Source organism: Micromonospora sp. CNZ286, from assembly GCF_014207755.1.
On sequence record NZ_JACHIZ010000001.1, the window covers coordinates 5,809,769 to 5,835,637 of the forward strand.

The window sequence follows — 25,869 nt, forward strand, 5'->3', positions numbered from 1 at the left end:
TGGGCATCATGCCTGCCGCCTCGACGACTCTCCGCGTGCTCGCCGCCTCGGTCATCGCGTCGCTCTCGGTCACCGGCTGTCAGGCCCTGGACGACGCGAACGTCGCGCTCGGTCGCGCCGACCTGGTCAACGACCTCGCCGCGCGGATGGACCGGGCGCTGGAGCAGACCTGGGCCGCCGACTACCAGATCGACGGCGGCCGGACCGCCTCGATCGCGCAGACCAAGAAGCCGCTGCGGTCCACGTACACCTGGCCCGGCGGCAAGATCACGGTGACGCAGGAGTCGGTGACCCGGTGCGCGAGCACGGCCGCCCGTACCTCCTGCACCGTCTCGCCGCCCGTGCTCACCGCAGGGAAGCCGTCGGTGATCGTCTACGACGAGGCACGCAAGCAGGGCCTGGTCACGCCGCCCGCGGTGATCCGGCTGCTCACCGAGGCGGCGCTGGCGCCGGAGGCGGTCATCGAGCAGAGCGACACCACTCTCGCCGGACACCACGCCACCTGCGTCGACGTCACCCACGACGGGGAGCGCTTCAACGCCTGCGTGACGAACGAGGGTGTGCTGGGAAGCTTCTCCGGCACGCTCGACGGCAAGCCCGCCGAGGTGACGCTGAGCCGCTACACCGAGAGCGTCGAGGCGGCCGCGTTCGCGGTCCCGGACGGCGCCGGCGTGGTGGACCGCCGCCCGTCCACGTCGTGACCCCGCCCGGGTTCCTGCCTGCTGCCGATCACGGGCGGCCGCCGGAGCCGGACGACCTGGCGCTGCCGGTGGCCGGACGGAAGCTGCTGACCGGCCCGGACGAGCAGCCGCTGCGGATCGGCGCGCTGCCCGGCGACCTCGCCTGGATCCCGGTCGGCACGCTCGACGGCGTTCCGGCGTGGGCGGCCGAGGTGACCGATCCGGAGTCGCTTCCCGGCCCGTGGCGCGGCTGGCGCGGCCTCGCCGCCGAACTGCCCGCACCCCGCGCCGACCTGGCCGGACGGGCGCTCGCCGTGGTCACCTGGCGGCGTACCCACAGGTGGTGCGGCGCGTGCCGGGCCGAGCTGGCCGACGTGCCGGGCGAGACCGCGCGGCGCTGCCCGGACTGCGGGCTGACGGTGTTCGTGCCGCTGTCCGTCGCGGTGCTGACCGCGATCACCCGCCCCGGCCCGGCCGGCGGCGTCGACGAACTGCTGCTGGTCCGGCACGCGCAGGGGCCGACGCAGCTGTGGGCACTCGTCGCCGGGTTCGTCGAGGCGGGCGAGTCGCTGGAGGCGGCGGTGCACCGCGAGGTCGCCGAGGAGGTCGGCCTGACGCTGCGGCGACCGGTCTACGTGGACAGCCAGCCGTGGGCGCTGTCCGGGCCGGGCACGCTGCTCGCCGGTTTCACCGCCGAGGTGACCGACCCGGCCGCCGAACCCGTCGTCGACGGCATCGAGCTGACCGAGGCGCGTTGGTTCCCGACCGGCGCGCTGCCCGCCGAGCTGCCGCCCGCGTACTCCCTGTCGCGCTGGCTGATCGACGCGGTCGCCGCCGGGCGGTGACCGCCGGCCGGGTCGCCGCCCGGGCGGTGGCCGTCACACCCCCAGCAGTGTCCGCAGGTGGCGCGGCGGCGGGCAGTCGTGCGCCAGCATGGCGTCGTGCCAGTCGCGCACCGTCACGCCGTCCGGCCGGGCGGCGGCGATGTCGGCCATCTCGCTGTAGCCGACGAAGTACGTGGAGAGCTGCGTCGAGGTGAGCAGCGCCCGCCGCCACTTGCCGGCCGCCTCGCCCTCCTCCTGGAAGCCGCGCCCGGTCATCAGCGCCATCGCCTCGGACTCGGGCATGTCGTCGCAGTGCACGAGCTGGTCCAGCAGCGCGTTGATGGTCATCCGGAGCTGCATCTTGAGCTGCTGCAACCGCACCGGCAGCCCGCCGAAGCCGAGCCCCGCCATCAGCTCCTCGGCGTAGACCGCCCAGCCCTCGACGAACACGCCCGACTCGGTGAGCGCGCGTACCCGGGTCGGGCCGTCGTAACGGCGGGCGTGGGCGAGCTGGAGGAAGTGACCCGGCATCGCCTCGTGCACGGTCAGGTTGCGGATCATGTGGTCGTTGTACTCGCGGTAGAACGACTCGACCCGCTGCGCCGGCCAGTCCGCCGGGGTGGGCGAGATGCAGTAGAACGTCGGCACGTCGGCCGTCTCCAGCGGGCCCGGCGAGTCGCAGTAGGCCACCGCCACGCCGCGCGCGAACTCCGGCATCTCCTGGATCACGCACGGGTCGCCGACCATGCTGACCAGGTCGTGGTGGCGGACGAAGTCACTCGCCTCGTCGAGCGTGACCGAGGCGAGGTCGACGATAGTGGCGTCGTCTGGGTGTTCGGCGGCCAGCAGGTCCAGCGCCCGGCGTACCGTCTCGTCGTCGGCCGGACCACCGACCAGCTCGACCGACGCCGCGCGGATCTCCTCGGTGACCCGGTCGAGGTTGGCCCAGGCGCGGCGCTGCACCTCGGCGGCGCTCAGCTCGGTGTCGAGCGTGTGCCACAGCCGCGCCTCCCACCGCCGCCGGCCCAGCCGCGGGTCACGCCCCGGACCGGCGTCCGCGGCCAGACCCTGCCGCAGCCAGGCCACGAACTCCTCCAGCGCGGCGATCGCCTCGCTGGCCGCCGGGCCGACCCGATCGCGCATCGCCGGCGCCTCGGCGAGCAACCCGGGAACCTCGTCGCGGATCAGCGCCGCCGTACCGGCGAACTGCCCGACCGCCGTCTCCGCGTGGACCCGCGGCATGTCCCGCAGCGTCGCGCGCGCCGTCGACAGCGCATCGGGTACGGCCGACAGACGCCCGACGAGACTGGTCAGGCGCTCCTCGGCCGGGGCGAAGGGACGGGCCAGCAGGGCGTGCAGCAGCGGCCCCGGATTGTGGCGCAGCGGATCCCACTCGTGGCCGCGGATCTCGGTGGCCTCGAACAGTCCCCTGTCGACGAGGCTGGTGAGCAGCGCGTGGTCGACGCTCTCCGCCACGTCGAGCGCGTCCGGGTCGATTTCCGCGAGCGCGTCGGCGGCGTCCTTCAGCATCGCCTGGTCGGCGGCGAGGGCGTCGGCGGAGAGATCGGGCAGCCGGTCGTCGTAGCGGTGATCCCCGGCGGAGGTGGCCAGCCCGGGCCGGCTCTCCAGCAACGCCTCCACGATCCGCTCCGCAAGCGGCCCGAACGACTCCATCCCCCGACCCTACCGATCACCCCGCCCGCTCTCCCGCCTCCCCGCCCCCGTTGATCAAGGAGTTCGTGTCCCCGCCCGAGCCCGCCCCCGGCCCAAACCCCTTGATCACCGCCGCGAGTCCCCTGAAAGGCCACCGCCTGGGTGCCGGGGTTGGTCGGCCGCGAGCGCGCGTCGTCCGAGGCCGGCGCAGATCTTGGACGGAAACGGCCCTTATAGGGGCACTTTCGTACCAAGATCTACGGCGATCCCGGGATGCGGGCGACGAGTCTCGCCTGCCGGGAGGGGCGCGGTCGAGCAAGGAAGGCTGGGCTGGGCTGGCGGTCAGCCGACTCGGCGATCTTGCACTTTGTGCCCGGGCAGAGGGGGCATTTGCGGCACCGCTCGGGCCGAAAGTGCAAGATCGCGGGGAGAGGGCGGGGCAGGGTGAGGCGCGGGGGGTTAGGCGGGGTTGGTGGGGGTGGGGCGTTCGGCGGCTCGGATCGCTTCGGCGTACGCCAAGGTGGCCCGCCGCAACGCGGCCTCCGGGTCGATGCCGGCCTGCCGGGCGGCGGCGACAGTGGCCAGCAGGCTCGCGCCGAGCCGGGCCTCCGGATCCACCTGCGACTCGGCCAGTGGCGGCGGTACGGCGAGGCCCACCCGGCCGGCCCGGTCCAGGATCTTCGCGGCCAGGGAGAGCGCGGGCTGGCTCAGCGCGATGCCGTCCAGCACCGAGTCGCGGGTCTTCTCGGCCCGCTTGATCCGTTCCCAGTTCGCCTCGATCTCCTCGATCGAACCGGCCGGCTCACCGGAGAACACGTGCGGGTTGCGCCGCACCATCTTGTCGACCAGGGTGCCCGCGACGTCGTCGACGGTCCAGCTCTTGCCCTCCGGCAGGTTCTCCGCCAGCCGGGCGTGCAGCAGCACCTGGAGCAGCACGTCGCCCAGTTCCTCGCGGAGCGCGTCGGTGTCGTCGGCGCTGATCGCGTCGTACGCCTCGTAGCACTCCTCCAGCAGGAAACCGGCCAGGCTGCGGTGGGTCTGCGCCCGCTTCCACGGATCGCCGCCCGGGGAGGCCAGCCGGTCCATCACCTCGACCGCGTCGAGCAGCCGGGCGCCGGGCGGATCCCACGAGCCGTACATCAGCTCCAGTTCGGCCAGGCCGGGCTCGCGCGCCAGCCGCAGCCCCAGCTCACGGGCCAGCGTCTCGTCGCCGGCCGGACCGGCCAGCCACACCGCCCCGCCGTGCGCGGCGGCGGCGTCGAGCAGCGCCTGGGTCGCACCCTCGGTCACCACGCTCACGTGGGCGCCGGCCGTTCGGACCGCACGGGTCAGCTCGCTCTCCGCACCGGCGAGGACCGGGGCGGAGCGTACGGCGTCCCACCCGGCCGAGGTCAGCAGGCCGGCGGGCAGCCGGGGTGAGGTGACGAGCAGGACGATCCGCGCGGTCATGCGGCTCCGGGAGCCGGGGAGCCGGAGGCCGGCGCCTCCGGAGTCGAGATGTCGGTGACCGGGCCGTCCTGGTCGACGTACGGCAGGGAGTAGAAGACGAACGACTGGCCGGTGTTGACCAGCGACGGCACGCCCGTCACGCCGAACCGGGGGTTGACGCGGACGTCCGACTTCTCGGCCTGCTCCTGCAGCGCGCTGCTGAGCGCGGTGGCGGTGCGGACGAACCCGGCCTCGCCGAACGCCTGCCGCACCTGGTCGATGCTCAGGCCCGGCTGGATCGCCCCGGTCTTCTCGAGGGCGTGGTAGACGGCCATCAGGGACTCGTCGCTGAGGTCGGCCGGGGGCAGGCTCTGCTGGAGCGTGCCGGAGAGGTCGACCCACTCGCCCCACAGCTTCGTGTACTCGGTGGTCGCCGGCATGCGGAGCGCCTGCTGGATCTGCTCCGGGGAGATCTGGTCGGTGACCTGGAGGCCCTTGTCGGCCGCCACACGCTTGCCCAGGTCGATCGCCACCAGCAGGTTCAGCACGTCCTGCCGGGTCACCGAGGACCGCAGCTCCGCCGGCGACGGCGTCTGCGGGGACTGGCTACGGACGGCCTCCGCGTACTGCCGCTGCGCGTCCTCGTAGATCGCGTCGACCCGGTCGACGGAGTACCGGGCGTCGCCGACGTAGGCGGCGACGTCCGGGGCGGAGCGGCCACAGGCGGCGAGAGAGAGCGCGGCAAGGGCCGCGACGCTGACGGCGACGAGGGAACGGCGAGCACGCATGAGGGTCACTCTCTCACGCCGAGTACCGGCCTGTGACTCCGCCCACCTCATCGCGCACCCGCCCCGGACCGGGCAACACCGGCCAGCTCCTCGGGCTTGCTGTGTCATCGTCCGCTCGCCACTGCGGGGCTGGCAACACCGGCCAGCTCCTCGGGCTTGCTGTGTCATCGTCCGCTCGCCACTGCGGGGCTGGCAACACCGGCCAGCTCCTCGGGCTTGCCGAGGACGTCGGCCAGGAGCTGCCCGCACCACTCCAGCAGCGCCTGGTCGCGCAGCGGCTCGCCGCCGATCCGCCGGGTGCTCGGCCGGGGCACGCTGACCTGGTCGAGCGCCTGCTTGTAGACCGAGTCCGGGTGGTAGCGCTTGAGCCGCATCTGCTTCGAGTCGGGCAGCGGCAGCGGGCCGAACCGGATGTGCTTGCCCTGCATCGACACGTCGGTCAGCCCGTAGCGGCGGGCGAGCAGCCGGAACCGCGCCACCGCGACCAGGTTCTGCACCGGCGCGGGCGGCTCGCCGTACCGGTCGGTCATCTCGGCGACCACCTCGCGCAGACGCTTCTCGTCGCGGGCCTCGGCGAGCTTGCGGTACATCTCCAGGCGCAGCCGCTCCACCGCCACGTAGTCGTGCGGCAGGTGCGCGTCGATCGGCAGGTCGACCTTGACCTCCGCCTCCTCCTCCTGCTGCTCGCCCTTGAAGGCGGACACGGCCTCGCCGACCATCCGGACGTACAGGTCGAAGCCGACGCCCTCGATGTGGCCGGACTGCTCGCCGCCGAGCAGGTTGCCGGCGCCGCGGATCTCCAGGTCCTTCATCGCCACGTACATGCCGGCGCCGAGTTCGGTGTGCTGGGCGATGGTCGCCAGCCGCTCGTGCGCGTTCTCGGTGAGCGGCTTCTCCGGCGGGTAGAGGAAGTACGCGTACGCCCGTTCCCGGCCACGGCCGACCCGGCCGCGGATCTGGTGCAGCTGGGCCAGGCCGAGCAGGTCGGCGCGCTCGACGATGAGGGTGTTGGCGTTCGGGATGTCGATGCCTGATTCGACGATCGTGGTGCAGACGAGGACGTCGAACTCCTTCTCCCAGAAGCCGACCATCACCTTCTCCAGCGCCTCCTCGCCCATCTGGCCGTGCGCCACCGCCACCCGGGCCTCGGGGACCAGTTCCCGCAGCCTGCGTGCCGTCTTCTCGATCGACTCGACCCGGTTGTGCAGGTAGAAGACCTGACCGTCGCGCAGCAGCTCACGGTGGATGGAGGCGGCCACCTGACGGTCGTCGTACGCCCCGACGAACGTGAGCACCGGGTGCCGCTCCTCCGGCGGGGTGGCGATTGTGGACATCTCCCGGATGCCGGTGATCGCCATCTCCAGCGTGCGCGGGATCGGGGTGGCCGACATGGCGAGCACGTCGACCGAGGCGCGGAGCGTCTTCAGGTGCTCCTTGTGCTCGACGCCGAACCGCTGCTCCTCGTCGATGATGACCAGCCCCAGAGACTTGAACCGGGTGGCCGCCTGGAGCAGCCGGTGGGTGCCGATGACGATGTCGACGGTGCCGGCGGCGACCATCTCCAGCGTCTGCTCGGACTCCTTCGGCGTCTGGAACCGGGACAGCTGCCGGATCGACACCGGGAACTGGCTCATCCGCTCGGCGAACGTGTTGTAGTGCTGCTGCACCAGCAGCGTCGTCGGCACCAGCACGGCCACCTGCTTGCCGTCCTGCACCGCCTTGAACGCCGCCCGTACCGCGATCTCGGTCTTGCCGTAGCCGACGTCGCCGCAGATCAGCCGGTCCATCGGGACGGTCTGTTCCATGTCCCGCTTGACCTCCTCGATGGCGGCCAGCTGGTCGGGCGTCTCCTGCCAGGGAAAGGCGTCCTCCAGCTCACGCTGCCACGGGGTGTCGGGACCGAAGTTGTGCCCCTTCGACGCCTTGCGCGCGGCGTAGAGCTGGATGAGCTGCGCGGCGATCTCCCGGACCGCCTTGCGTGCCCGCGCCTTGGACTTCTGCCAGTCCGAGCCGCCCATCCTGTGCAGCGTGGGCTGCTCACCGCCGACGTAACGGGAGAGCTGGTCGAGCTGGTCGGTGGGGACGAACAGGCGGTCGCCGGGCTGGCCGCGCTTGCTCGGCGCGTACTCGATGACCAGGTATTCGCGGCTGGCGCCGTTCACCGTGCGCTGCACCAGCTCCACGTACCGGCCGATGCCGTGCTGCTCGTGCACCACGAAGTCGCCGGCCTTCAGCTCCAGCGGATCGATGGTGTTGCGCCGCCGGCTGGGCATCTTGCGCATGTCGCGGGTGGAGGTGCCCCGGCCACCGGTGACGTCGTTGCCGGTGAGCAGCACGAACTTCGACGCCTCGTCGACGAAGCCGGCGGTCAGGCAGCCGCAGGACACGAGCAGTTCGCCCGGTGCCGGTGCGGCGGGCACCTCCTCGGTGAGCCGGGCGCCGAGACCGGCGTCGCGGAGCACCTCGACGGCCCGCTGGGCGGGGCCGTGCCCCTCGAACACGAGCGCGATCGACCAGCCCTCACCGGCCCAGCGCTTCAGATCGTCGACCACCCGGGCGGTCTCGCCGTGATAGAGCGGGGCCGGCTGGGCGGCCAGGCTCACCGCGATGGCGTCGTCGGGGGTGACGTCGACAGCGGCCGGCTCGTCCTCCCAGGGCTGCCGGGCCGGCGCCGCGTCCGCCTCGACCAGGCCGAACGGCGCGAGCGTCCACCAGGGCTGGCGCAGGGCGCGGGCTGCCGTGCGTACCTCGGCCAGGGTCTTGAAGGCGGCGGCGCCGAGGTCGACAGGGGCCTGGCCGCCGACGGCGGCCGCGGCCCAGCTGGCCTGGAGGAACTCCTCCGAGGTACGGACCAGGTCGTGCGCGCGGGTGCGGATGCGCTCGGGGTCGCAGAGGAGTACGTGGGTGCCGGCCGGCATGCAGTCGACGAGCAGTTCCAGCGCGTCGGCGCCGATCAGGGCCGGAGCGAGCGACTCCATGCCCTCGACCGGGATGCCCTCGGCCAGCTTGTCCAGGATCTCGGCCAGCTCGGGGTGCTCGGCGGCGAGTGCGGCGGCCCGCTCCCGCACCGCCGGGGTCAGCAGCAGTTCCCGGCACGGCGGCGCCCACATCTGCGCCACGCCCTCGATGGTGCGCTGGTCGGCCACCGCGAAGGTGCGGATCTCCTCCACCTCGTCGCCCCAGAACTCGACACGGGACGGGTGCTCGTCGGTGGGCGGGAAGACGTCCAGGATGCCGCCGCGTACGGCGAACTCGCCGCGCTTGGTGACCAGGTCGACCCGGGCGTACGCCATGTCGGTGAGCCGGCGGGCGACCTCCTCCAGGTCGGCCTCGTCCCCGGCGGCGAGCTGCACCGGCTCCAGGTCGCCGAGGCCCTTGAGCTGCGGCTGGAGCAGCGAGCGCACCGGCGCGACGACGACCCGCAGCGGCCCGGTGCGGCCGTGCGCGTCGGCGGCGTCCGGGTGGGCCAGCCGGCGCAGCACGGCGAGGCGCCGCCCGACCGTGTCGGATCGGGGCGACAGGCGCTCGTGCGGCAGCGTCTCCCAGGACGGGAAGACCGCCACCTGCTCCGGCGGCAGCAGGCTGCCCAGCGCGGAGGCCAAGTCGTCGGCCTCGCGGGTGGTGGCGGTGACCGCGAGCACCGGGCGGCCCGCGCCTCCGGCCGGCTCGTCGGCGGCGACCGCTGCCACAGCGAACGGGCGCAGCGCGGCCGGGGCGGTGAGGTCGAGCCCGTCGACCTGCGCGGCACCGGAGCGCGCCAGGTCACGCGCCCGGGCCAGCCCCGGGTCGGCCAGGGCGGCGGAGAAGAGTCCGGTGAGCATCAGTGATCACTTCCAGCGGATCGACACACGACGACGACCCCGCGTCCAGCCGGACGGGGGGTGCACCGTTCGAGCCTATCCCCCTCCACCGACGAACCGGGCCCGCCCGACGTTGGATCTTGACCGGCTGCGACCGGGCGTGGTGCGGTGGGCGGATGGTCGAGTATCGGACGGTCTTCGACGCCGAGGTGGTTTTCTCCAACGGTGGCGGTCTGCGCACCGACGGGTTCCGGCTGGACGTGCCGCACCCCGACGTCACCGACGACGAGGTGGCCGCGCTGCTGGTCCGGCACCTGGGGCTGCTCATGGTCGGCGAGGTACGGATCACGAACCGGACCGTCGTCGAGGAGCCGCACAAGGGCGGACGCGGGGTGGCCGCCCCGGCCACGGGCGGCGGGCGGAAACTCGTCGAGCTGAGTCACGTGATCACCGACGGCCTGGTCACGCTGCCCGGCTGGCCCGCACCGGCGATCAGCGAGTGGCTGACCCGGGAGGCGTCCCGGAGCCGGTACGCGCCCGGTGTCGAGTTCCAGGTCGGGCGGATCGACATGATCGCCAACACCGGCACGTACGTGGACACGCCGTCGCACCGCTTCGCCGACGGCCCGGACCTGACCGGGGTGCCGCTGGACCGCCTCGCCGACCTGCCCGGCCTGGTGGTACGCGTGCCGGCCGGTACGCGGGCGGTGGACCGGCTGATGCTCGCCCCGTACGACGTGGCCGGGTGCGCGGTGCTGTTGCACACCGGCTGGGACGCGCACTTCGGCACCGACGCGTACGCCGCACCGGACGCGCCCTACCTGACCGGTGACGGCGCCCAGTGGCTGGCCGAGTCGGGCGCGGCGCTCGTCGGCATCGACTCGATCAACATCGACGACATGACGGCGGCGGCAGCAGGTCAGCGCCCGGCGCACACCGGTCTGCTGGCCGCCGGGGTGCCGATCGTGGAGCACCTGACCGGCCTGGACGCGCTGCCGCCGACCGGCTTCCGGTTCACCGCCGCTCCGCCGCGGGTCGCCGGCATGGGCACGTTCCCGGTGCGCGCCTTCGCCGTCGTCGACGCCTGACCCCGCGCCGTCGGCCCGACGCCGCCGTCAGTAGCGCACGGCGATGCGGCGCTCGGCCGCGTCCACGCGGATCTCGCCGCCGTACGGGATGATCACCTGCGGATCGGTGTGGCCCAGGTCGACGTCGAAGACCACCACCGGGTCGCCGGCGTAGGGGGCGAGCGCCGACAGGATCGCCGCCCGCTGGTCGGCGGCCCAGGCCAGCCGCTCCGCGACCGAGTGCGGCCGGTCGAAGTCCCACGCCTTGGGGCGGCCCACCACGAACGCCGGGACGGCGGCGAGCAGACCCCGCTCGCCCATGTTGCGCACGATCCGGAAGACCTCCTGCGCGGTGGGCATCTCCTCCGACGTCTCCAGCACCAGTACCGAGCCGGCCAGATCGGCCGCGCGCGGAACACGGTCGGCCGCCATCAGCCAGTGCAGGATCTCCAGGTTGCCGCCCCACGTCCGGCCCTGCACCACCCGGGCCGGGCCGTGCCAGCGCCAGCCCTCGGACGGGTACATCGGCGGCTCCTCGGCGAGCGTGGCCGGGTCACGCCAGTCGCGCGGCTCGTCGCCCCACTCGGAGGCGGCGGTCAGCTCGTACCAGCCGGTGGTGAACAGCGCGGCGCGCAGCGAGTCGAGCGTGAGCGGGTGCGGCTTCCCGGAGCGCCCGAGGTGCACGAGCACGGAGCCGCCGTGGTAGCCGACGACGCCCAGCCGGTACAGGTGGTTGAGCACGTTGGTGTTGTCCGAGTAGCCGAAGTACGGCTTCGGGTTGGCCCGCAACACGTCGTCGTCCAGGTACGGGGTGACGGTGATCAGGTCGTCCCCGCCGACCGTCGCCAGCACGGCGGTGATCGTCGGGTCGGGGAACGCGGCGGTCAGGTCACGCGCCCGGTCGCGCGGGTCGGCGCCCATGACCCGGGTGGTCGGATACTCCACCGGTTCCAGCCCCAGCTCGTCGCGGAGCCGGCGCAGGCCCAGCTCGTACACGTGGGGGAAGAGACCCGGCAGGCCGGCGGAGGGTGAGACGACCGCGACCCGGTCGCCGGGCTGCGGTTTGGCGGGATAGACAGGCACCGTCATGGCCCGACGTTATCGGCCCGGGCCAGCGGTTTTCGCCCGACGAAACCCCATGAGCCGGGCATATGCCCGCAATAGGCTGAGGCCGTGGACGACGAGCCGGAGCTGCGTACCCGGGACTGGCTGCCCCGCACGGCGGCGCTGATCCTCGGCACCCTGGCGCTGGCCAGCGCGTTCATCGCCGCCTACGTCGGCGCGCTGCACAAGCCGGACCCGCGCGACGTGCCGGTCGCCGTCGTCACGAGCGACCAGCAGGCCCAGGCCGTGATGTCCGCCGTCCGCGCCCGCACCGACACGATCAAACCCGTCGGGTACGACAGCCGCGACGCCGCCTCCGACGGTCTCACCGACAGATCGGTGTACGCGGTGCTCAGCTCCGCCCCCGACGGCGGCCTGACGCTCGCCACCGCCAGCGCGGGAGCGCCCGCCGCCACCGAACTCGTCACCGACGTGTTCACCGAGGCGGCCCGGCAGGCCGGGGTGCCACTGGAGGTCACCGACGACGTGCCGGTCTCCGCCGACGACCCGCGGGGCCTGGTCCCGTTCTACCTGGCCGTCGGCGTGGTGCTCGGCGGCTACCTGGCGTCCACGGCGCTCGGCATCTCGCTCGGCACCAGCCCGCGCGACCTGCGCCGGGCCGGGCTGCGGATCGCCACGCTCGCGGTGCACGCGATCCTGCTCGGCGTCATCGGGGCGATCCTGGTCGGGCCGGTGCTCGGCGTGTTCCCCGATCAGGTGGCGACGGTGGCGGTGGTCGGCGCGCTCGCCGCGTTCGCGGCCGGGATGGTCGCCGCCGCCGTCCAGGGCTGGCTCGGGCTGCTCGGCACCGGCATCGTGATCCTGCTGCTCGTCGTGCTCGGCAACCCCGGTTCCGGCGGCATCTACGCGCCCGAGTTCCTGCCGCCGTTCCTGCGCGGGATGCACCGCTGGAACGTTCCGGGCCTCGCCACCGACCTGTTCAAGTCGGCCATCTACTTCGACTGGCGCGGCGGCGGCTGGGCACTGACCGGACTGCTGGTCTGGGTGGTCGCCGGCCTGACCGGCCTGCTCACCGCGACCGTGTTCCGGGCACGCCGCCGGCCGAAGGCGGGACGGCACGCCGGCGAGCGGGGCTGACCGGCGGACCGTCCCAGAGTGCAGATCATCACGCCGTCCCCCTCCTGTCCGCCGGGGCCGCGCGGATACCATCCAGAGGAGTCGGACAGCGCTGTCCTTCGTCCTCGCGTAAGGAGCGCAACCGTGACCGACCAGCACGACCACGACGGCCCCGACGCCGCTCTCCGGGCCGACATCCGCCGCCTCGGCACGCTGCTCGGGCAGACCCTCGCCCGTCAGGAGGGCCGGCCGCTGCTCGACCTGGTCGAGGAGATCCGCGCCCAGGTCCGCTCCGACGTACCGGCCGCGGCCCAGCGCCTCGCCGGGCTCGACGTCACCACCGGCACGAAGCTGGCCCGCGCCTTCTCCACCTACTTCCACCTGGCGAACATCACCGAGCAGGTGCACCGCGCCCGGGACCTGCGCCGCCGCCGCGCCACACACGGCGGCTGGCTGGACCAGGCGGCCAAGATGATCGCCGAGCGGGGCGTACCGGCCGAGGAGATCGCCGCCGCGGCCCGCCGGCTGGCCGTACGCCCGGTCTTCACCGCCCACCCCACCGAGGCGGCCCGCCGGTCCATCCTGTCCAAGCTGCGCGCCGTCGCCGACGAGCTGGACACCGAGACCGCGAACGCGATCCTGTACGGCGCCAGCGACGAGGGCCCGGCGAACCGGCGCCTGGCCGAACTGCTCGATCTCATGTGGCAGACCGACGAGCTGCGGCTGGACCGGCCGGACCCGACCGACGAGGCGCGCAACGCGATCTACTACCTGCGCGACCTGTACGCCGAGGCCGCGCCGCAAGTCCTCGACGACCTCGCCGACACGCTGCGCACGCTCGGCGTGGAGACGTCGCCGACGTCCCGCCCGCTGAGCTTCGGCACCTGGATCGGCGGTGACCGCGACGGCAACCCGTTCGTCACGCCGGTGGTCACCCGCGAAGTGCTGCGCATCCAGCACGAGCACGGCATCGCCGCCACCGAGAAGGCGATGGACGAGCTGATCACCGAGGTCAGCGTGTCCCGGCGGCTGCGTGCGGTGTCGCTCGACCTGTCCGCCAGCCTGGCCAAGGACCTGGACGCGCTGCCCGAGGTGGCGCCCCGGTTCCGCCGGGTCAACGCGGAGGAGCCGTACCGGCTCAAGGCGCGGTGTGTGAAGGCGAAGCTCGCCAACACCCGGGAGCGGCTGCGTGCCGACACCCCGCACGTGCCGGGGCGGGACTACCGGGGCTCGTCCGAGCTGATCGCCGACCTGGAACTGCTGCGCGCCTCGCTGGCCCGCAACTCCGGCCAGCTCACCGCGGTCGGGCGGCTGGCCTCGGCCATCCGTACGGTGTCCGCGTTCGGCCTGCACCTGGCCACCATGGACATCCGGGAGCACGCGGAGAAGCACCACGAGGTGCTGGCCCAGCTCTACGAGGCGGTCGGCGAGGTCTCCGACTACCCGGCACTGTCCCGGCTGGAGCGCACCAAGCTGCTCGCCGACGAGCTGACCGGCCGGCGGCCGCTCTCCACCCAGGACAGCCCGCTCACCGAGTCGGCCCGCAAGACGTTCGACGTGTTCGCGGCGATCCGCGAGGCGCAGGACCGGTTCGGCCCCGAGGTCATCGAGTCGTACATCATCTCGATGACGCTCGGCGTCGACGACGTGCTGGCCGCCGTGGTGCTGGCCCGCGAGGCCGGCCTGGTGGACGTGCACTCCGGGCGGGCCCGCATCGGCATCGTGCCGCTGCTGGAGACCCCGGCCGAACTGAACGCCGGTGGTGAGCTGCTGGACGAGTTGCTGTCGCTGCCCGCGTACCGGGCGCTCGTGGCAGCCCGGGGCGACGTGCAGGAGGTGATGCTCGGCTACTCCGACTCCAACAAGGAGGCGGGCATCACCACCAGCCAGTGGTCCATCCACCGGGCGCAGCGCTCGCTGCGGGACGTGGCCGCGCGGCACGGCGTGCACCTGCGGTTGTTCCACGGCCGCGGCGGCACCGTCGGCCGTGGTGGCGGCCCCACCCACGACGCGATCCTGGCTCAGCCGTACGGCACGCTGGACGGCGCGATCAAGGTGACCGAGCAGGGCGAGGTCATCTCCGACAAGTACACGCTGCCGGCGCTGGCCCGGGAGAACCTGGAACTGACGGTGGCCGCGGTGCTCCAGGCCACGCTGCTGCACACCGCGCCCCGGCAGCCGGCCGAGATGCTGGAGCGCTGGGACGCGGCGATGGACGTGGTGTCCGAGTCGGCATTCCGGTCGTACCGGTCGCTGGTCGAGGAGCCGGACCTGCCCGCGTACTTCTGGGCCTCCACGCCGACCGAGCTGCTCGGCGCGCTGAACATCGGCTCCCGGCCGGCGAAGCGCCCGAACACCGGCGCCGGCCTGTCCGGCCTGCGCGCCATCCCGTGGGTGTTCGGCTGGACGCAGACCCGGCAGATCGTGCCGGGCTGGTTCGGCGTGGGTTCCGGTCTGGCCGCCGCGCGGGCGGCCGGGCTGGCCGACGTGCTCGCCGAGATGAACCGGAACTGGCACTTCTTCCGCACGTTCCTGTCGAACGTCGAGATGATGCTGACCAAGACCGACCTGACCATCGCCCGGCGCTACGTCGAGACGCTGGTGCCGAAGAAGCTGCACCCGATCTTCGACAAGATCGAGCAGGAGTACGAGCTGACCAAGCAGGAGGTGCTCGCGGTCACCGCCGCACCGGCGCTGCTGGACAACTCGCCGGTGCTCCAGCGCACGCTCGCCGTGCGGGACACCTACCTGGAGCCGCTGCACCACCTCCAGGTGGCGTTGCTGCGGCAGTACCGCGAATCCGGCGCCGCCGGGCGTGCGGTGGTGACCGCGCCGGGTGGGCGGCGGGCCCCGAACGACGGTACGGCGCTGGAGCGGGCGCTGCTGACCACCGTCAACGGCATCGCCGCCGGCATGCGCAACACCGGCTGAGATGTAAGGAAGGGCCCCCTCTTAACGCCTCGTGCATAAGAGGGGGCCCTTCTTAACGCCTGCGCCCGGCGCGCCGCGAGCGGTGCCCGACGCGAGCGGTGCCCGACGCGAGCGGCGCCCGACGCGGCGGCGCCTGGCGCGGCGGCGTCGACTAAAGTCGCCGCCTAGAAGTCGCCGCCGCCGAAGTCACCACCGAAGTCCCCGCCGCCGAAGCCACCGAAGTCGCCGCCGCCGTAGTCCCCGCCGCCGCCGAAGTCGCCACCGGCGTAGTCACCACCGCCGCCCGTGTCGCCGCCGCCCATGTCGCCGCCCTGGTCGCCGAAGTCCTGGCCGTCGCCGAAGCCCTCCTGGTAGCCGGCGTCGTACCCGGGGTCGGCGAACGCGGGTGAGAACAGCGCGTCCGCGATCAGGAGACCGCCGACCACGCCGACGCCTGCGCCGAGCGCGGTCTTCCACCACGGCGTGGAGTACCAGCCGGCCGGCACCGGCCGCCCCTGGAACCGGCCACCCGGGTAGTAGTAGGGCGTCGCGTTCCCCGGCTGCGGGCCGGCCCGGAACGTCTGCCCCTGCACGTCGACCTGGCGCTCCTTGGTGAGCGCGCCGGCGCCCTGGGCAGCGGCGAGCGGCGGCAGCTCCGGGCCCGGGTCGATGCCCATCGCGGTCCGCGCCGCCCGGATGTAAGCAAGCCCTTCCAGCGCGGTCTCCCGGGCCAGCCCGAACTGACGCGGCGTGGTCGCCTGCTCCAGCTGCGAACCGGCCGCGTTGTACCGCTCACCGGCGTCGGCGAGCGCCTGCCGGACCGCCGGAGCGTCGCCGTGCAGGTTCATCAGCTGGCCGCCGAGCCGCTCGTACCAGCGCTGCGCCTCGGCGCGGGCGTCGGCCAGCTCGTTCGCCCGGCGCGATCTGCTCCCCCTCCGCCAGAACACGAACGCACCTCCGAGCAGCAGGATCAGGACCAGCCACAACGCGAACTCCATGACTCGAACGTACCCACCGGGCGCTCGTCGTACCCGTTTGGCAAGCTCTTGGCCATGAGCTTTGCGACGCTGGCCGTGGTGGTGCTCTGCCTCGCCGCGGGCGGCGCGGTGGGCTGGCTGGCCGCGCGGGCGCGCGCGGCGGCCGACATCGCCCGCCTGGAGGCGACACTCGCCGCCACCCGGGCCGGCGAGGGCCGGCTGGAGCAGTCCATGCGGGCGCTCAGCTACGAGGCGACGGCGCAGTCCCAGGAGGCGGTGGCCCGCGCGGTCGCGCCGCTGCACGACACGCTGCGCCGCTACGAGCAGCGGGTGGCGGAGCTGGAGCGGGACCGCGTCGACGCGTACGCCGAACTGCGCGAGCAGGTGCGGTCCATGAGCGCCGTCTCCGGCGAGCTGCGCACCGAGACCAAGCAGCTGGTCGCCGCGCTGCGCGCGCCGCAGGTGCGGGGCCGCTGGGGCGAGCACCAGCTCCGCCGGATCGTCGAGGCCGCAGGCATGCTCGAACACTGCGACTTCAGCGAGCAGGTCACCGCCGCGACCGACCACCAGGGGGTACGCCCCGACCTGGTGGTGCGGCTGCACGGCGGCCGGACGGTGGTGGTGGACGCGAAGGCGCCGTTCGACGCGTACCTGACCGCGATGGAGGCGCGCGACGAGCGGGGGCGCGACACCCACCTGGACGCGCACGCCCGGCACCTGCGCGCGCACGTGGACGGCCTGGCGGCCAAGTCCTACTGGTCGGCGTTCGACCAGACGCCCGAGTTCGTGGTGCTGTTCGTGCCGGCGGACCCGTTCCTCGACGTGGCACTGCAACGCGACCCGTCCCTGCTGGAGCACGCGTTCGCCCGCAACGTGGTGCTCGCCACGCCGGCCACGCTGGTGGCGCTGCTGCGCACCGTGGCCTACTCGTGGCGGCAGGAGGCGCTGGCGCGTAACGCCGCCACCGTCCACTCGCTGGCCCGCGAGCTGTACGGGCGGCTGTCCACACTGGGCGACCACGTGGGCAAGCTCGGCAGTTCGCTGAGCGGTGCGGTGACGGCGTACAACCGGGCGGTGGGGTCGCTGGAGGCGCGGGTGCTCGTCAGCGCCCGCAAGCTGGCCGAGCTGGGCGTCTCCGACGACGAGCTGGCCGCGCCGGCGCAGGTCGAGCTGGCGCCGAGGCAGCCGCAGGCACCCGAGTTGCTGGGCACGCCGTCCACATCGGCCGAAAGGTCGACGGACGTCGACGCCTAACACGGCACGCGCGGTGACGTAGACCGATCCGTGTCACGGACTGATCACAAACCGAGGCCGGGTAGTGACACATGTCGTCGTGACACGCAGGATCACCGTCACACGTGCCCTGCCCCACGAGGGCCCTGTTCTCTGGAGGAAGAGAACGTTGAGTAAACCCCGCACGCGCAGCCGGCGACCGTCCGCCGCGCTTCTGGCCTCGGTCCTCGCGGCCGGCGCCCTGACCGTGGGAGGTGGCGCCGGTACCGCGAGCGCCGCCCCCGCCGCCGACCCCTCGCTGCCGGCCGCCGCGAAGGCACTGGGCGCACACGACGCCAAGCTGCTCGACGAGGCCGAGGCGAAGAACGCGCCGACCGTCACGATGATCATCGCGGCGAAGAAGGGCTCGGCCGAGAAGGTCGTCGACGGCCTGACCGGCCTCGGCGCCACCGTCAGCCAGCGGTACGACCAGATCGGCTACGTGCTGGCGAAGGTCCCCACCGCGAAGGCGCTCAAGGCCGCCACGCTGCCCGGTGTCGCCGCCGTCGACCTGGACGAGACCATCAAGCTCCCCGACCCGGCGCCCGAGGCGGCACCGAAGGGCGCCAAGTCCGCCACCCAGGCTCAGGCGCTGGCCGGGCCGGGCGGTGACACCGGTGCGGTGAACCCGTACATGCCGACCAACGAGACCGGCGCGGAGGCCTTCAAGGCCGCGAACCCGCAGTGGGACGGCCGCGGTGTCACCATCGGCATCATGGACTCCGGTGTGGACCTCGACCAGCCGGCGCTCCAGACGACCACCACCGGCGAGCGCAAGATCGTCGACTGGGTCACCGCCACCGACCCGCTGGAGGACGCATCCTGGCGGCCGATGCTGACCGAGGTCAGCGGCCCGGAGTTCACCACCTCGCTGGGCACCTGGACGGCACCGGCCGGCAACTACCGGTTCAACGTCTTCCGCGAGAACATCACCGCGAACAGCGACGCGCGGGGTGACCTCAACCGCGACGGCGACACCACCGATTTCTGGGGCGTGCTCTACAACCCCACCACCGGTGACGTGCGCGTCGACGCGAACCAGAACAACGACTTCACCGACGACGAGGTGATGCGGCCGTACAAGGAGAAGTTCCAGGTCGGTCACTTCGGCACGGACAACCCGGCCACCGCGGTACGCGAGCAGATCCCGTTCGTGGTCGAGTACCGGCGCAACGTGAACACCGCCCCGGTCGGCGGCCCCGGCCTGGTCGACTACGTCAACATCGGCATCATCGAGAGCACCCACGGCACCCACGTCGCCGGCATCACCGCCGCCAACGACATGCTGGGTAACAGCGCCTTCGACGGCGCCGCCCCGGGTGCCAAGCTGGTCTCCGCCCGCGCCTGCTCGTGGGGCGGCGGCTGCACCGCGGCGGCGCTCACCACCGGCATGGCCGACCTGGTGATCAACCGCAAGGTCGACGTGGTGAACATGTCGATCGGCGGTCTGCCCGCGCTCAACGACGGCTCGAACGCCCGCGCGGTCCTCTACAACGACCTGATCAACACCTACGGTGTGCAGCTGTTCATCTCGGCCGGCAACTCCGGTCCGGGCGTGAACACGGTCGGTGACCCGTCGGTCGCCACCGACGTGGTGAGCGTCGCGGCGAGCGTCAGCAAGGACACCTGGCTGGCCAACTACGGTTCGGTGGTCCGCAAGGACAACGCGCTGTTCAACTTCTCCTCGCGCGGCCCGCGTGAGGACGGCGGCTTCAAGCCGAACATCACCGCCCCCGGCTCGGCCATCTCCACCGCGCCGACCTGGCAGGCGGGCAGCCCGGTGCCGGAGGCGGGCTACCCGCTGCCCCCGGGCTACCAGATGCTCAACGGCACCTCGATGGCCGCTCCGCAGGCCACCGGCGCCGCCGCGCTGCTGCTGTCGGCCGCCAAGGCGACCGGCAAGGGCGTCACCCCGGCCGCGCTGCGCCGGGCCGTCTACACCTCGGGCCAGCCGATCACCGGCGTCCCGACGTACGCGCAGGGCTACGGCATGTTCAACGTGCCGGGCGCGTGGAGCCTGCTCGCCAAGGGCGTGCAGACCCGCACCTACACCTCCGAGGCGCCGGTCTGCACCGAGCTGTCGCCGAACCTGACCCGCTACGACCGGGCCTCCGGCACGTTCGTGCCGAACCCGAACGTCGGCACCGGCCTCTACAACCGCTGCGCCGCCGACCGTGGTGGCCAGAAGGTCAAGGAGAGCCGCCACTACGAGGTGAAGCTGACCCGTACCAGCGGCCCGAACAAGGGCGTCAAGCACGAGGTCGCCTTCCGCGGCAACGACGGCACCTACAGCGCCCCCAAGGTGGTCTGGCTGCCGCTGAACAAGACCGTCACGGTCAAGGTGAAGGCCAAGCCGATGACGGCCGGCGCGCACGGCGCCATCATGACCGTCGACGACCCGGCCACCTCCGTCGTCGACTTCGAGGTCGCCACCGTCGTGATCGCCTCGAACCCGGTCGCCGCTCCGGCGTTCTCGTTCTCGGCCGACGGCTCGGTCGAGCGCAACGGCTTCCGGTCGTACTTCGTGACCGTCCCGCCGGGTGCGGGCGCGCTCCAGGTCAACCTGTCCGGCATCGCGACCGGCTCGCAGACCCGGTTCATCGCCATCAACCCGTACGGCGTGCCGGTCGAGAGCACCGCCAGCACCGCCTGCTACACCAACTTCTCCGACGCCGCGGTCTGCAAGCCGCAGGAGCGGGACTACCAGAACCCGCTGCCGGGCGTGTGGGAGATCGAGGTGGAGGCGCGTCGCACCTCGCCGGCGCTGGACAACCCGTTCCGGCTCCAGGCCCGCGTGCAGGGCGTCAAGGTGGAGCCGGCCGTCGTCCAGCTCCCGTCGGTCACCGCCGGCACCCCGTCCCCGGTGAGCTGGAGCCTGACCAACACCTTCGGCCCGGTCCAGGTGACCGGCGTCGGCGGCCCGCTGGCCAGCGTCCGGACCGAGCGGCCGAGCATCACCGAGGGCGCCAGCCAGGAGTACGTGGTGGAGGTGCCCGCGGGCGCCACCTCGTTCACCGCCCGGATCGGCAACCCGTCCGACCTGAGCGCCGACCTGGACCTGACGGTGTTCCGCGGCACCACCCAGGTGGGGCAGGCAGCCGACGGTGACTCGGAGGAGGCCGTCACGCTGACCAACCCGGCGCCCGGCACCTACCGGGTCGTGGTCGACGGTTACTCGATGAGCGACCCGAGCACCGCGTACGACTACCGGGACTCGTTCGCGTCCCCGGCGCTGGGCACGCTCTCCGCCCCGTCCACGCCGCTGTCCCTGGCCAACGGCGCCACCGCCACCCTCACCGGTGCGGTGACCGCCCTGTCCACCCCGGCCGCCGGCCGGGAGCTGTACGGCGACATGGCCGTCACCACCACCGAGGGCGCGGTCGTCGGCCGCGGTTCGGTGGAGGTCGTCTCGGTCGACTGATCCGCTGACACGAAGGAGCCCCGTCCCCTCTCGTAGGGGGCGGGGCTCCTTCGTGTCGTCAGGCGGGGCGGGCGGACTCGACCACGAACGGGGTGCCCTGCTGGCAGGTGGTCATCATGCCCGGCTCGGGGCGGCCGGTGACCTCGACCTTGGCGCCGGCCTTGAGCACGTCGCGCGGGCCACCGACGAGCAGGTGGCCGTCGAGCAGCAGACAGTTCGGCTCGACGCCGGCCTGCACCGTGCCGCTGATGACGGTGCCGCCGACACCCGGCGGGGTCGACGGCCCGCCCTTCCAGGAGGGGTCCGGACGGCTCGGGCTGGTGCCGGGGTCGGGCTGGCTGGTCACCGGGGCGGCTCCCGTCGTACTCGGGCTCGGGTTGGAATCGGCGGACCCGTCGCCGGGTGCGGCGCAGGCGGTCAGCGCGAGACCGGCGAGCAGTGCGACGAGCACCGTACGAGGAGTCTTCATGGTTTGTTGGACGCGGCCGACGGCCGATCCGTTCCCGGTCAGCCGCGGGCCGCGGCGGCGGCCTTCATGTCGCGCTTGAGCTCCTGCGGCAGCGAGAACGTCAGCCGCTCGTCGGCGGTGGTGATCTCCTCGACGTCGCCGAAGCCGCGCTCGGCGAGGTGCGCGAGCACCTGCTGGACCAGTTCGTCCGGCACGCTCGCGCCGGAGGTCACACCCACGGTCCGGGCGCCGGTCAGCCAGGCGTCCTCGATCTCGTGCGCGAAGTCGACCAGGTAGCCGGCGCGGGCCCCGGCGTCGAGCGCCACCTCGACCAGCCGGACCGAGTTCGAGGAGTTGCGCGAACCGACCACGATCACCACGTCGCACTCGGGGGCGATCTCCTTGACCACGTGCTGGCGGTTGGAGGTCGCGTAGCAGATGTCGTCGCTGGGCGGCGACTGGAGCAGCGGCAGCCGCTTCTTGAGCCGGGCCACGGTCTCCAGCGTCTCGTCCACCGACAGCGTGGTCTGGGAGAGCCAGACCACCTTCTCCGGGTCGCGCACGGTGACCTTGTCGACCCCGTCCGGGCCGTCGACGAGCTGGATGTGGGCGGGGGCCTCACCGGCGGTGCCGATGACCTCCTCGTGCCCCTCGTGGCCGATGAGCAGGATGTCGTAGTCCTGCGCGGCGAACCGGCGGGCCTCGTGGTGGACCTTCGTGACCAGCGGGCAGGTGGCGTCGATCGCCCGCAGCGAGCGCTGCTTGGCCTGCTCGTAGACCTCGGGGGCCACGCCGTGGGCGGAGAAGATGACTGTGGCGCCCTCCGGCACCTCCTCGTTCTCCTCCACGAAGATCGCGCCCTGGGCCTCCAGCGTGCGCACCACGTGCTTGTTGTGCACGATCTGCTTGCGCACGTAGATCGGCGCGCCGTAGAGCTTCAGCGCCTCCTCGACGGTCTGCACCGCCCGGTCCACGCCCGCGCAGTAGCCGCGGGGGTTGGCCAGGAGCACGCGCTTGCCGGTCCGGGGAGTCGTCTCAGCGTCAGTCACCCGCCCATCGTACGTGCCGCCCTCCCGCGCGGCAGCGGCCGCGAGGCGCACGCGGGTGCGGTCGGTCCCGGGCCGTAGGGTGGGCGGGTGAGCGCGGGCGAGGAGGGGCGGAGCACGTCTGACGGGCAGAGCAGGTCGGACGGGCAGAGCAGGTCGGACGGGCGCAGCACGGCCGAGGAGCCGTGGCCGGTCCGGGTGGTCAGCCAGAAGGTGGGCGCCTGGATCGCCCGCCTGGGCTGGGTCTGGGTCGACGGCCAGGTGGCGCAGATCAGCCGCCGCCCCGGCGCGAGCACCGTCTTCCTCACGCTGCGCGACCCGTCGGCCGATCTCAGCCTGACCGTCACCACCAACCGCGACGTGCTGGACGCGGGCGCGCCGGAGCTGCGCGAGGGCGCCCGGGTGGTGCTGCACGCCAAACCCGAGTTCTACGCCGCGCGGGGCACGCTCAGCCTGCGGGCCGACGAGATCCGCCAGGTCGGCCTCGGTGAGCTGCTGGCCCGGCTGGAGAAGCTCAAGAAGCTGCTCGCCGCCGAGGGCCTGTTCGACCGGTCCCGCAAGCGGCGGCTGCCGTTCCTGCCCGGCCGGGTGGGCCTGATCACCGGCCGAGCCTCGGCGGCCGAGCGGGACGTGCTGACCAACGCCCGCCGCCGCTGGCCCGCCGTCGACTTCCGCACGATCAACGTGGCGGTGCAGGGGCCGAGCGCGGTGCCGGACATCGTCGGGGCGCTCAAGGTGCTCGACGCCGACCCGGCCGTCGACGTGATCGTCATCGCCCGGGGCGGCGGGGGCATCGAGGATCTGCTTCCCTTCTCCGACGAGGCGCTGTGCCGGGCGGTCTTCGCCTGCCGCACGCCGGTGGTCAGCGCGATCGGCCACGAGACGGACGCGCCGCTGCTCGACTACGTGGCCGACGTCCGCGCCTCCACCCCGACCGACGCGGCGAAGCGCATCGTGCCGGACCTGACCGAGGAGACCCGGCTGATCGGCCAGGCCCGGTCCCGGCTCGAACGGGCCGTTCGTCACCTGGTCGACCGGGAGCAGCACCGGATCGACCTGCTGCGCTCCCGCCCGGTGCTGGCCCGGCCGCAGGTGATGGTCGAGCAGCGGGCGGTGGACGTGTCCGCGCTGCGCGACCGCGCCGGCCGGTCCCTGGAGCATCGGCTGCGGGGCGCCACCGACGACCTGCGGCACACGCTGGCCCGGCTGCGCGCGCTGTCCCCGGCGGCCACGCTGGAGCGCGGCTACGCGATCGTGCAGCGCGCCGACGGCCACGTCGTCCGCGCGGCCTCCGAGGTGGCCAAGGGCGATCCACTGCGGGTACGCCTCGCCGAGGGCGAGCTGACCGCCACCGTCGACGGCTGAGGGAAGAGAGACGATGACCGGGACGAAGCAGGACGAACAGCTCAGCTACGAGCAGGCCCGCGCCGAGCTGGCCTCGGTGGTGGAGAAGCTGGAGGCGGGCGGCACCTCGCTGGAGGAGTCGCTGGCCCTCTGGGAGCGCGGCGAGCAGCTCGCCGGGGTGTGCCAGCGCTGGCTGGACGGCGCCCGCGCCCGCATCGACGCCGCTCGCCAGCGCGCCGAGGAGTGACGGTGGGATTCGGCGCGATCGCCGAACCCCACCGCAGACCTCAGTTGAACAGGTTGTACAGCTCGGCGGGGGCCTCGACGACCTGGTCGGCCGAGGGCTTCTGGGCCGGCGACGCGTTGCCGTAGTCGGTGTAGGTGATCTTCAGGTCCTGCGCGGCGCTCTGCCCGGCGGCCGGGATCTTGAGCACCATCTCGCTGAGCCGGCCCTGGGTGTCGACCTTGGCGGTGAACGGCACCGACTGGGCCTGCGCCCCGAGCGCGGTGATCACGGCCGGGTCGAGCGAGCCCGCCTCGGCGGCCTTCGACACGTCGACGGTGCCCTCGTACGCGCCCTCGCCGGTCTGCCGTACCTCGGTGATGCCCTGGGTGAGCACGGCGCTGCCGGCCGGGTCGAGCTTCTCGAAGTCGAAGCCCAGCGCCCGGTTGCCCTTGACCCGGTTCTGGTCGAGGTGGTGGTACTTGCCGGTGTTGAGGTTCTTCACGCCGGGGATCTGCGCCGCAGCGGTGCCGCCGAGTTCCAGCTTGACCCAGCTGTCCGGCTTGGCGTGGATCAGGTCCAGCTTCATCATCAGGTCCGACGACGGGTCGCCGATGGTCATCCGCATGTCGGCGCTCTGGCTCGGCTCGTGCACCTGCCCTTCGGCGGTGGAGCCCGCGCCGGTCATGGAGAACTTGAAGTTCCCCTCACGGATCGCGTTCGTGGAGTCGAGCAGAGCCTGCTTGGCCGCGCTGCTGGACGCCGTGGCGCTCGGTGCGACGCTGCCGGAGGCGCTCGGGGTCGCGGAGGCGTCGGACGTCGTCCCGTTGCCGTTGCAGGCCGCCAGGCCGGGAATGAGCAGCGCCGCGGCGAACGCGGTGGCGCTGAAGCGTCGAATCTTCACGTCAACCTCTCCAGGTGGGTCGTCCGGGCTCGATGTCCCTTCTGTTCCCGGAAGCGGGGTTCCGCAATCCCGCGTCACCCGGAGGGAGGACGTCAGCGCAGCGACGTGGCGAGCTTGCGCAGCTCCGTCTCCCCCGCGTCACCGACAACGATCACCGTACGGTTCGGCTCCAGCAGGACGAGCGCCTGCTCGTTGCCGCGTGCCGTGTAGCGCTGCCAGCTCAGCCCGCCGGGCAGGTCGGCCGCGCCCTGCGGCTGCCCCTCGGTCAGCTCGGCCGGCAGCAGCCTCTCCGCCGGGACGTTGCTCTCCACGAGCTGCGCGCCCCGGCCCTCCGGGGTCACGTACCCGATCCGCAGCGTCGAGCCGTCCGCCTCGGTCCGGAAGCGGGCGTTGACCGTACGCCAGTCGTCGCCCAGCCCGGTCGGCTCGCTGACCGGGAAGGCGTTCGCGGAGCGGGCCTGCTCCAGCGCGGGCGCCGGGTCGACTGTGACCGGCGAGTCGCCGCCGAGGAAGCCCCGGTAGAAGGCGAGCAGCAGCGCGATCGGGACCAGCAGGATCAGCAGGGACAGCGCCATGTCCTTCGGCGACCGCTCGGAGCGGGCTTTCTCCTTGCCCGCCGGCGGCGCGGGGGTGTCCACCGCGGGGGCCGGCTCGCCCCGCTCCGCGACGAGCGCGGGCTGACCCTCGGACGGGGCCGGGGCGCCGTCCGGTCGGACCGGCGGCTGGCCCTCCGGCGGTGTGGCGTCGGTCGGTGTGCGGTCGGCAGGCTGTGCGGCTTCCACCCGGCCATTGTCGCAGCCCACCGGGTGACGTGATCCTGGCCTCCTCCGCCCCGCCGGGACGGCGAACCTGAGATCGTGTGAGGATCAGCGACAAAACCGGCGGCGGTGGCCGCCGGTCCCA

The 25,869-nt window shown here is 73.0% G+C and carries 19 protein-coding genes; 9 read left to right on the forward strand and 10 right to left on the reverse strand.

Annotation, left to right across the window (positions count from 1 at the left end):
* The first annotated feature begins 8 nt into the window (after window positions 1-8).
* Window positions 9-701, forward strand: a complete 693-nt coding sequence (locus FHX31_RS25730) for a hypothetical protein (RefSeq protein ID WP_013474041.1) — start codon at window positions 9-11, stop codon at window positions 699-701.
* The gene (locus FHX31_RS25735) at window positions 698-1,525 is read left to right on the forward strand and encodes an NAD(+) diphosphatase (protein WP_184977338.1); all 828 of its coding nucleotides are present in this window, start codon (window positions 698-700) and stop codon (window positions 1,523-1,525) included. Before FHX31_RS25730 ends, FHX31_RS25735 begins: the two co-directional genes overlap by 4 nt.
* Window positions 1,526-1,558: 33 nt before the next feature.
* Here FHX31_RS25735 and FHX31_RS25740 read toward each other — a convergent pair whose 3' ends face one another.
* From FHX31_RS25740 to mfd, 4 genes are all read right to left on the reverse strand, one after another.
* A complete protein-coding gene (locus FHX31_RS25740) occupies window positions 1,559-3,178 on the reverse strand; it encodes a DUF885 domain-containing protein (protein ID WP_030271270.1) in 1,620 nt (539 codons plus the stop codon).
* 438 nt (window positions 3,179-3,616) lie between these two features.
* Entirely contained in the window at window positions 3,617-4,606 is a 990-nt protein-coding gene (locus tag FHX31_RS25745) for a nucleoside triphosphate pyrophosphohydrolase (RefSeq protein WP_184977339.1), read from the reverse strand.
* A complete protein-coding gene (locus FHX31_RS25750; protein WP_184977340.1) occupies window positions 4,603-5,373 on the reverse strand; it encodes a hypothetical protein in 771 nt (256 codons plus the stop codon). Before FHX31_RS25750 ends, FHX31_RS25745 begins: the two co-directional genes overlap by 4 nt.
* Before the next feature lie 164 nt (window positions 5,374-5,537).
* On the reverse strand, window positions 5,538-9,194 hold the full coding sequence (mfd, locus tag FHX31_RS25755) for a transcription-repair coupling factor (RefSeq protein WP_184977341.1): 3,657 nt from the start codon (window positions 9,192-9,194) through the stop codon (window positions 5,538-5,540).
* A 155-nt stretch (window positions 9,195-9,349) separates the two neighbouring features.
* Here mfd and FHX31_RS25760 point away from each other — a divergent pair, with 155 nt between their 5' ends.
* Complete coding sequence (locus FHX31_RS25760; protein ID WP_184977342.1) at window positions 9,350-10,261, forward strand: cyclase family protein; 912 nt, start codon at window positions 9,350-9,352, stop codon at window positions 10,259-10,261.
* A gap of 27 nt (window positions 10,262-10,288) precedes the next feature.
* Here FHX31_RS25760 and FHX31_RS25765 read toward each other — a convergent pair whose 3' ends face one another.
* The gene (locus FHX31_RS25765; protein WP_184977343.1) at window positions 10,289-11,329 is read right to left on the reverse strand and encodes a S66 family peptidase; all 1,041 of its coding nucleotides are present in this window, start codon (window positions 11,327-11,329) and stop codon (window positions 10,289-10,291) included.
* A gap of 84 nt (window positions 11,330-11,413) precedes the next feature.
* Between FHX31_RS25765 and FHX31_RS25770 the strand changes: the two genes are divergently transcribed.
* Together FHX31_RS25770 and ppc are read left to right on the forward strand one after the other, a co-directional pair.
* Window positions 11,414-12,442, forward strand: a complete 1,029-nt coding sequence (locus tag FHX31_RS25770; RefSeq protein ID WP_013474033.1) for an ABC-2 transporter permease — start codon at window positions 11,414-11,416, stop codon at window positions 12,440-12,442.
* Window positions 12,443-12,565: 123 nt separating this feature from the next.
* Window positions 12,566-15,352: a phosphoenolpyruvate carboxylase gene (gene ppc / locus FHX31_RS25775; protein ID WP_047893793.1), complete on the forward strand. Its 2,787-nt coding sequence runs from the start codon at window positions 12,566-12,568 to the stop codon at window positions 15,350-15,352.
* Between the two features lie 164 nt (window positions 15,353-15,516).
* On the opposite strand, the gene FHX31_RS25780 is transcribed toward ppc, so the two are convergent.
* Window positions 15,517-16,329, reverse strand: a complete 813-nt coding sequence (locus FHX31_RS25780; RefSeq protein WP_013474030.1) for a hypothetical protein — start codon at window positions 16,327-16,329, stop codon at window positions 15,517-15,519.
* A 54-nt stretch (window positions 16,330-16,383) separates the two neighbouring features.
* Here FHX31_RS25780 and FHX31_RS25785 point away from each other — a divergent pair, with 54 nt between their 5' ends.
* Together FHX31_RS25785 and FHX31_RS25790 are read left to right on the forward strand one after the other, a co-directional pair.
* Window positions 16,384-17,562, forward strand: coding sequence for a DNA recombination protein RmuC (locus tag FHX31_RS25785; protein WP_151013422.1), 1,179 nt, complete (start codon window positions 16,384-16,386; stop codon window positions 17,560-17,562).
* Window positions 17,563-17,710: 148 nt separating this feature from the next.
* Window positions 17,711-21,001, forward strand: coding sequence for a S8 family serine peptidase (locus FHX31_RS25790; RefSeq protein WP_184977344.1), 3,291 nt, complete (start codon window positions 17,711-17,713; stop codon window positions 20,999-21,001).
* A 58-nt stretch (window positions 21,002-21,059) separates the two neighbouring features.
* Here the strand turns inward: FHX31_RS25790 and FHX31_RS25795 are convergent, their stop codons facing one another.
* Complete coding sequence (locus FHX31_RS25795) at window positions 21,060-21,470, reverse strand: hypothetical protein (protein WP_047893788.1); 411 nt, start codon at window positions 21,468-21,470, stop codon at window positions 21,060-21,062.
* Between the two features lie 38 nt (window positions 21,471-21,508).
* Window positions 21,509-22,498 carry a 4-hydroxy-3-methylbut-2-enyl diphosphate reductase gene (locus tag FHX31_RS25800; RefSeq protein ID WP_030270742.1) on the reverse strand — a complete coding sequence of 330 codons (990 nt, stop codon included), beginning with the start codon at window positions 22,496-22,498 and terminating at the stop codon, window positions 21,509-21,511.
* A 195-nt stretch (window positions 22,499-22,693) separates the two neighbouring features.
* Here FHX31_RS25800 and xseA point away from each other — a divergent pair, with 195 nt between their 5' ends.
* Together xseA and FHX31_RS25810 are read left to right on the forward strand one after the other, a co-directional pair.
* A complete protein-coding gene (gene xseA, locus FHX31_RS25805) occupies window positions 22,694-23,860 on the forward strand; it encodes an exodeoxyribonuclease VII large subunit (protein WP_041784137.1) in 1,167 nt (388 codons plus the stop codon).
* A 13-nt stretch (window positions 23,861-23,873) separates the two neighbouring features.
* Entirely contained in the window at window positions 23,874-24,086 is a 213-nt protein-coding gene (locus tag FHX31_RS25810) for an exodeoxyribonuclease VII small subunit (RefSeq protein WP_013284076.1), read from the forward strand.
* 40 nt (window positions 24,087-24,126) lie between these two features.
* Here FHX31_RS25810 and FHX31_RS25815 read toward each other — a convergent pair whose 3' ends face one another.
* Together FHX31_RS25815 and FHX31_RS25820 are read right to left on the reverse strand one after the other, a co-directional pair.
* Complete coding sequence (locus FHX31_RS25815; RefSeq protein ID WP_184977345.1) at window positions 24,127-24,966, reverse strand: hypothetical protein; 840 nt, start codon at window positions 24,964-24,966, stop codon at window positions 24,127-24,129.
* Window positions 24,967-25,058: 92 nt separating this feature from the next.
* The gene (locus tag FHX31_RS25820) at window positions 25,059-25,748 is read right to left on the reverse strand and encodes a DUF4245 domain-containing protein (protein WP_184977346.1); all 690 of its coding nucleotides are present in this window, start codon (window positions 25,746-25,748) and stop codon (window positions 25,059-25,061) included.
* Between the last annotated feature and the right edge of the window lie 121 nt (window positions 25,749-25,869).